The following is a 7,166-nucleotide window of genomic DNA, read 5'->3' on the forward strand; positions in this document are numbered from 1 at the left end:
GTCTTCGCGACGCCGCTACGCGGCTGCTCCGCCCGTGGATGACGACGGGGTTGATGTTTCCACCGATCGTCCGAGCATGTGGGTCATGAACGCAAGCGAGCCATCGAACTGTCAGCGCTGTTTCAACACTCCTGCGCCGTCGGCCTAGACAGGATCTTGTTGATGTCGACCTCATCCGACTGGGTCGTAGAGCGCGCACGCCTACTGCGACATCAGCCTGCTCGCTGCTGGTCGATGCATTCCGGTACCGGGCTGGAACGTCTGGACTGTGCCCACGGTCGTTCTATCTTCCGGTCGAGCATGATCTCGTCCAAGCGTCAGCAACGGAGCCATCACCGTGACCGAAACCGATCTCTATCGAGGCTATATCGACTGCCTCAACAACCAGGATTGGCAAAGGCTGCACCGCTTCGTCCATGACGAGGTGCACTACAATGGCGACCGCGTCGGATTGTCAGGCTATCGCGACATGCTGGAGCGGGATTTTCGGGAAATTCCGGACCTCAATTTCGATGTGCAACTGCTGATCTCCGATCCGCCTTTCATAGCCAGCCGCCTCCAGTTCAACTGCACGCCCAAGGGAACGTTCCTCGGCCTGCCCATCAATGGCAAAAAGGTCTCCTTCAGCGAGAACGTCTTCTATGAATATCTGAACGACAGGATCAGGAACGTCTGGTCGGTGATCGACAAGGCGGCGATCGAGGCGCAGCTTTGATGTCATGCGCCACCTGGCCTCCTTGCAGCCGGTGGTAAACTTGCCTACTTTGCCCAGGTAGGAGAACCCGCCGATGGCGAATGTCGAGAAAGTGAGCGTTGCCCTCACGCCCGAAATGGCAACCATGATGCGCGAGGCCGTTGCGGCGGGCGAATACGCTTCGGCGAGCGAAGTCATGCGCGAGGCCTTGCGCGAGTGGAAGTTTCGTCGGATGCAACGCGACCAAGCCATCGACGAGCTAGGCCGGCTTTGGGACGAAGGCATGGCAAGCGGCGATCGGGTCGACGGCCGCGATGCCTTCGCCCGGATCAAAGGCAAGCTTGATGCGAGGATTGCCGAGCGCACATCGCGATGACGCTACGCCTTCGACCGGAGGCCGAAGCTGATATCGAAGCCATCGCGCTTTATATAGCCGAGGACAGTCCTGCGGCGGCGTTGCGTTGGTATGACGAAATCCATCCCCATTGCGAACGCATCGCCGACATGCCGGGCATCGGCATTGCCCGGCCGGAAGTGCGACCGGGCTTGCGCACGTTCCCTGCGGGAAACTACTTGATCCTCTATCGCCAAACGGACGACGGTGCGGAGATCGTGCGTGTCATTCATGGCGCACGGCGATGGCAGGACTTGTTGTAGCCCGACGGATTGCGTTCTCGCAGCTCGGTGCGATGCATCGCCAAGCCATGAGCAATGCGCACACGCTTCCTTGAGACCGTTTGGACGGCCAATCGTTCGTAAAAATAGATCATTCCAACCACAATAATTCGTTGGAAAGATCGATTATGAAATGGCATTTCCCCGAGATACCCGCCTGGAGAATTGCATTGTCTTCCCTGACCCGCATCGCGAACGATATTCCGAAAAGCAGGATTTCCGCCGATCTGGCGCGGGGCCGCAAGCGCCTCGATTCCCTGTGGAACGGCATCATCCCCGGGATCGTGCTGGTGTCGATGATCACGGCCGTCGCCTTCTCCGCCCGCAATGTCTCCGGCTTCGCCTTGTTCAGCCCGATGATCCTGGCCGTCGTGGCCGGCATGGTCTATTCCAATGTGCTCGGCACGCCGGCGCACGCCAAGGCCGGCATCGCCTTCTCGCAAAAGCGCCTGCTGCGCTTCGCCATCGTGCTGCTCGGCTTCCAGTTGACGCTCGGCCAGGTGGTTTCGATCGGCGCCAGCGGCGTCGGCATCGTGGCGGCGACCCTTGGCGCCACCTTCCTCTTCACCATCACGCTCGGCCGGCTGATCGGCGTCGATGCCAAGCTGGCGCAGCTGATCGCCGCCGGCACTTCGATCTGCGGCGCCTCGGCGATCGTGGCCACCAACATCGTCACCGACGCGCGCGATGAGGACGTCACCTATGCCGTCGCCTCGATCACCTTGTTCGGCACCGTCGCCATGCTCGGCTTCCCGCTGCTGGCGCCGCTGCTTGGCCTCGACCAGCACGCTTTTGGCCTGTGGGCGGGCGCCTCGATCCATGAGGTGGCGCAGGTCATCGGCGCCGGTTTCCAGAACGGCACCCAATCCGGCGAGATCGCCACCGTGGCCAAGCTGACGCGCGTCGCCATGCTGGCGCCGATGGTCATCGCGCTCGGCCTGATGGCACGCCGCAAGAGCGGCGACCCCTCGGCGGCGCGCCCGCCCATGCCGTGGTTCGTCGCCGCCTTCGTCGCCGTCGTGGCGCTGAACAGCCTTGTGGCGGTACCGGCCGAAGTGAAGCAGGCGATAGTGCTTGCCACCACCATCATGCTGACCATGGGGCTCGCCGCCATGGGCCTGCAGGCCGACATTTCGCAGCTTCGCTCGCGCGGCCTGCGCCCGCTGGCGCTCGCCTTCTGCGCCTTCCTGTTCATCGGCGGCTTCAGCCTGATGCTGGTGAAGCTGGCCTGATCCGCCTGTCCCTGCGCGTGAAGGCATAGGGGCACACGGCATCTGTCAAAACAAGGGCTTAGAGCAATTCCAGGAAAAGTGCGTAGCGGTTTTCCCGGGAGAAGCGCCTAGCGCTTCCCCTTCGGAGTTGCGTAAAAACAAGAAGTTAGAGCGGGTCAGAGATTCTATCAAACTCTGAACCGCTCCAGGAGGCCTTGTCTGAATCTGTTTGTGAGCCGGATTCAATCCTCGAACGAACTCGCCGCGACATAGATTGCCGCCAGCGCCTCGATGCCGGCCTGGTCGGCACTGTCGAAACGGCCGGGCGTCGGGCTGTCGAGATCGAGCACGCCGAAGACACCCTCCTCGTCTTCCAGCAGCACCACCAGTTCGGAGCGCGAGTCGGCGTCGCAGGCGATGTGGCCGGGGAAATCATGCACGTCCTTGATCAGCATCGAAGTGCCGAGCTCGACCGCCGTTCCGCACACGCCCTTGCCGACAGTGATGCGCACGCAGGCCGGCTTGCCCTGGAAGGGGCCGAGCACCAGTTCCTCGTCCGATGCCAGGAAGTAGAACCCGGCCCAGTTGAGGTCGGGCACCATCTGGAAGATCAGCGCCGAGGTGTTGGCGGCGTTGGCGATGGAATCGCCCTCGCCCTCCAGCAATGCCTTCAATTGCTTGGCGAGGTCGCGGTAGAATTCGGCCTTGTTGGAGGCGTCGATGGCCTTGGCGGCAAACATGGCTTGTCTCCGTATGCAGAATCGCGGTTCCGTTTTCCGCAAACGCCCCCAATCGACCACCGGACCATCCTAGGCAATTTCAGGAAGGTGCGAAACGGATTTCCGTTCGAAATAGCGTCCGTTGGCACCTCGGCCCAACCTACATTTCCCGGAGGCAAGGATAATCTTGGCCGCGGGAAAATATTCAAAAGTATTATTTCAGCGCTCGCTTTCTCGGTGCCCGCAAAGCGCCAAATAATTCGAAAGATTGAATTTTTCCTGCCGAGCGCCTATTTATCGGACAAGTTCGTTTTGACGATTTCAGCATGAAGGAGATTTGTTCGATGGCCGATGGCAATCAGACTCTGATGGAAAAAGCCCAAGCCCGCTTTGTCGACAAGCAGAAGAAGACGGCGGAGCACAACAAGGCGACCGCTGAATACATGTCCGAGGCGCGTGCCAGGGAGATCAAGACGAAACGGCTGAGGGAGTTGCGGCTGGCCAAGGAAGAAGCCGACCGCGTGGCCGAAGCGCTGAACCCGACGTCGAAGGCGAAACGGGTGGCCAAGAAGGCCGCCGCAACGGGGGTCAAGACATGAGCCTGACCTTCCCCAACCGCAGCCGCAGCTATGACGTGGCCGGTCAACGCATCCGCTTCGTCGGCCATGACGGCATGCTGCAGATTTCCTTCTCCGTGGCCGCCGATGCCATGACCAGGATGCAGCCCGACACCACCGCCGACGAGGCCGGCTATCTTGCCGCCTTCGACAGATCGAGCTCCACGATCCACGACGTCGCCGCCAAGGCCTACAGCCGCACCCACAAGAGCTTGTATGTGCTGACATCGGATGATTTCCGCTGAGAAGCTGCCGAAGCGGTCTTGAGTCCATGAATGCGCACGGCGACCTGTGAGCCCGGCACCGATTGGCCGCGCCCCCGCGAAGTCCGATCGCGCCAGCGACTGCAATTTTTCTCTTGAACAGGTCTTTGATGTGCCCTAGCTTGAGTTGAGAAAAGGTTTTTCCAAACAGTCCCGATCAGGCTCGGCCATTGGCCGGGCCTTATTCCGGCCGATAAGGGAAAACCTTTTCCCAGCTAAGGATTCTTGCCGCGATGGCATCGGACGATCAGCCAGTTCCGGTCTTTCCCAAGCCCGTCACCTTGCGCGACGTGGCCGCCCGGGCCGGCGTCAGCGTCGCCACCGCCTCGAAGGCGCTCAACGGCCAGGGGCGCATGACGGCCGAGACCCGCGAGCGCATCCGCGAGACGGCGCGCAGCCTGGGATTTCGTCCCAACAGCCTGGCGCAGAGCCTGCTGAGGCGGCGCTCCTTCACCGTCGGCCTGCTCACCAACGATACCTATGGCCGTTTCTCGCTGCCGCTGATGTCGGGCATATCGGACGCCCTGGTCGATGCCGGCGTTTCGGTGTTCCTGTGCAATGTCGAGGAGGATCCGCGCCTCGGCCAGCTCCATGTCGAGGCCATGCTCGACAAGCGCGTCGACGGCATCATCGCCACCGGCAAGCGCATCGACCGCCATTTGCCGGTCGACCTGTCCAACCTGCGCGTCCCGGTGATCTATGCCTTCACCCAGCCCGATCCCGACGCCGTCGCCTTCGTCTCCGACGATGGCGGCGGGGCGCGGCTGGCGATCGAGCATTTCCGCCGGCTCGGCCGCAAGCGCATCGCCCATGTCACTGGCCCGGCGAGCTTTGCCGTGGTGCACGAACGGGCGCAGGCTTACCGCGCCGTCCTGACGGAGAACGGCCTGCCGGTGATCGAGCCGCTGCTCGGCGCCTGGTCGGAAGCCTGGGGACATGACGCCGTGGCGAAACTGTTCGATGGCAACGGCGAAAAACCGGACGCTGTCTTCTGCGGCAACGACCAGATCGCGCGCGGCGTCATCGATGCTCTGCGCGAACGCGGCCTCGGCGTGCCCAATGATGTCGGCGTCATCGGCTTCGACAATTGGGAGATCGTGGCCGAGGCGACCCGCCCGCCGCTGACCTCGGTCGACATGAACCTGGCAGCATTAGGCCGCGAGGCCGGGCTGACCCTGCTTTCCCTGGTCGGCGGCAAATCCGCCGCGCCAGGCATCAGAAAACTGCCGTGCCGGCTGGTGGTGCGTCAGTCCTGCGGCCGTCCGCCGGACGGCTGAAACAAAGCGCCACGCGATCGGCGCCAAGCCGCGGACAGCGGCCAACCCTGGAGGAGGAGAACATGAGGAACCTGATTGCCAAACTGACCCTGGCCGGTGCCGCTCTGGGCTGCGGCCTGCAACTTGCCGCCGCCGAGACCGCCAACATCTGGGTGCGCGCCGACGGCTCGAACTTCATGCCGAGGATCGTCGACGCCTTCAACAAGGCGAACAAGGACCAGGTCAAGCTCGACATCATCCCCAATGCCGAGATCATCCCAAAATATGGCGCGGCCGCCGCCGGCGGCACGGCGCCCGACGCGCTGTCGCTCGACCTGATCTACACCCCGTCCTTCGCCGCCGCCGGCCAGCTCGAGGACATCACCGACTGGGCCAAGTCCCTGCCCTATTTCGCCAGCCTGTCGCCGGCGCATGTGAAGACCGGCACCTACAAGGACCATATTTACGGCCTGCCCTTCTCGGCCGACGCCTCGGTGCTGATCTGGAACAAGAAGCTGTTCAAGCAGGCCGGCCTCGACCCCGAGAAAGGTCCGACCAACTGGGCCGAGATCGAAGCCGACGCCGAGAAGGTCAACGCGCTTGGCGGCAACATCAAGGGCTTTTATTTCTCCGGCAATTGCGGCGGCTGCAACATCTTCACCTTCACGCCGCTGATCTGGGCCTCTGGCGGCGACATCCTGTCGGAGGACGGCTCCAAGGCGACGCTGGACAGCCCGCAGCTGCGTGGCGCCATCGATCTCTACCGCTCCATGGTCAAGAAGGACCTGGTGCCGGCGGGCGCGCAGACCGACACCGGCGCCAATTTCTTCGCCGCCTTCGCCGCCGGCAATATCGGCATCTCGCCCTCTGGCGCCTTTGCCATCGGCGCGCTCAACACGCAGTATCCCAATGTCGACTACGGCATCACCTTCCTGCCGGGCAAGGATGGCAACTGGTCGTCCTTTGCCGGCGGCGACAATTTCGTCGTCACCAAGGGCACCAAGAAGCTCGCCGTGGTGAAGGAGTTCCTGGACTTCGCCTATTCGCTCGAGGGCCAGACCATCCTCGCCAAATACGGCAGCCTGCCGGTGCGCGGCGACATCGCCAAGGACGCGCTGAAGGATCTCGATCCGCGCTACCAGATCGCCGCCGAGGCGATGGCCAAGGGCAAGACCCCCTACTCGGTGGTGTTCAACGATTTGATCAACTCCGCCAACGGCCCATGGACGCAGATGATCAACGAGGTGTTCTTCGGCGACGACGTCGATGGCGCGATCGCCAACGCCCAGGAAACCATGCAGTCGATCATCGACCAGGCGCCGCAGAAATAGGCGCCTGTCCGGCCGCCCGCCTGTCTCCCTGGGCGGGCGGCCGGAAATTGTTTTGGTTCAAATGGCAGGGCTATCGCGTTGAGAAGACTCGGTTGCATCTCCGCTTCGGAGCGTCGGAGGGTTGGTTCTCCCTTCTCCCCTTGTGGGAGAAGGTGGCCTCGCGAAGCGAGGTCGGATGAGGGGTGCTCCAGCTTGGCAACAAGTTCGAAATCGCACCTGCCTCATTGCTTGGCGCACCCCTCAACCGTCTCGGCGCTGCGCGCCGATCCACCTTTGTATCTACACGAGAGAGATTTCGTGGGATTGAAGCGATTGAGCCAAGGTCCGGGCGGCCGCCCGGACCTTGGCTTGGCGAAGTCGCCCGTACCACCTGAGGTTACAGCCGCGGGAGAGCTTGGGA

9 protein-coding genes are annotated in these 7,166 nt (G+C 62.6%); 8 read left to right on the forward strand and 1 reads right to left on the reverse strand.

Annotated elements, in window-relative coordinates; all coding sequences use genetic code 11:
- Nucleotides 1–337: 337 nt before the first annotated feature.
- The 4 genes from EN851_RS32755 (at nucleotide 338) to EN851_RS32770 (ending at nucleotide 2,601) form a co-directional block, all read left to right on the forward strand.
- Nucleotides 338–715: an ester cyclase gene (locus EN851_RS32755; protein ID WP_135930912.1), complete on the forward strand. Its 378-nt coding sequence runs from the start codon at nucleotides 338–340 to the stop codon at nucleotides 713–715.
- Nucleotides 716–788: 73 nt separating this feature from the next.
- Nucleotides 789–1,070 carry a type II toxin-antitoxin system ParD family antitoxin gene (locus tag EN851_RS32760; protein WP_135930913.1) on the forward strand — a complete coding sequence of 94 codons (282 nt, stop codon included), beginning with the start codon at nucleotides 789–791 and terminating at the stop codon, nucleotides 1,068–1,070.
- Nucleotides 1,067–1,351 (forward strand): type II toxin-antitoxin system RelE/ParE family toxin, encoded by a 285-nt coding sequence (locus EN851_RS32765; RefSeq protein WP_135930914.1) that lies wholly within the window; start codon nucleotides 1,067–1,069, stop codon nucleotides 1,349–1,351. Before EN851_RS32760 ends, EN851_RS32765 begins: the two co-directional genes overlap by 4 nt.
- Before the next feature lie 188 nt (nucleotides 1,352–1,539).
- Nucleotides 1,540–2,601 (forward strand): YeiH family protein, encoded by a 1,062-nt coding sequence (locus EN851_RS32770; protein ID WP_135920701.1) that lies wholly within the window; start codon nucleotides 1,540–1,542, stop codon nucleotides 2,599–2,601.
- A gap of 221 nt (nucleotides 2,602–2,822) precedes the next feature.
- On the opposite strand, the gene EN851_RS32780 is transcribed toward EN851_RS32770, so the two are convergent.
- Nucleotides 2,823–3,320 (reverse strand): GAF domain-containing protein, encoded by a 498-nt coding sequence (locus tag EN851_RS32780; RefSeq protein WP_135882528.1) that lies wholly within the window; start codon nucleotides 3,318–3,320, stop codon nucleotides 2,823–2,825.
- Between the two features lie 323 nt (nucleotides 3,321–3,643).
- Here EN851_RS32780 and EN851_RS32785 point away from each other — a divergent pair, with 323 nt between their 5' ends.
- The 4 genes from EN851_RS32785 (at nucleotide 3,644) to EN851_RS32800 (ending at nucleotide 6,766) form a co-directional block, all read left to right on the forward strand.
- Nucleotides 3,644–3,898 (forward strand): hypothetical protein, encoded by a 255-nt coding sequence (locus tag EN851_RS32785; protein ID WP_135930915.1) that lies wholly within the window; start codon nucleotides 3,644–3,646, stop codon nucleotides 3,896–3,898.
- Nucleotides 3,895–4,161: a DUF1488 domain-containing protein gene (locus tag EN851_RS32790; protein ID WP_127280275.1), complete on the forward strand. Its 267-nt coding sequence runs from the start codon at nucleotides 3,895–3,897 to the stop codon at nucleotides 4,159–4,161. The genes EN851_RS32785 and EN851_RS32790 overlap by 4 nt, the downstream gene beginning before the upstream one ends.
- 251 nt (nucleotides 4,162–4,412) lie before the next feature.
- On the forward strand, nucleotides 4,413–5,456 hold the full coding sequence (locus EN851_RS32795; protein ID WP_135930916.1) for a LacI family DNA-binding transcriptional regulator: 1,044 nt from the start codon (nucleotides 4,413–4,415) through the stop codon (nucleotides 5,454–5,456).
- Between the two features lie 62 nt (nucleotides 5,457–5,518).
- Nucleotides 5,519–6,766, forward strand: coding sequence for a sugar ABC transporter substrate-binding protein (locus tag EN851_RS32800; RefSeq protein ID WP_135930917.1), 1,248 nt, complete (start codon nucleotides 5,519–5,521; stop codon nucleotides 6,764–6,766).
- Nucleotides 6,767–7,166 lie beyond the last annotated feature (400 nt).

Source organism: Mesorhizobium sp. M8A.F.Ca.ET.208.01.1.1 (assembly GCF_004791315.1).
In the GTDB taxonomy this organism is placed as follows: domain Bacteria; phylum Pseudomonadota; class Alphaproteobacteria; order Rhizobiales; family Rhizobiaceae; genus Mesorhizobium.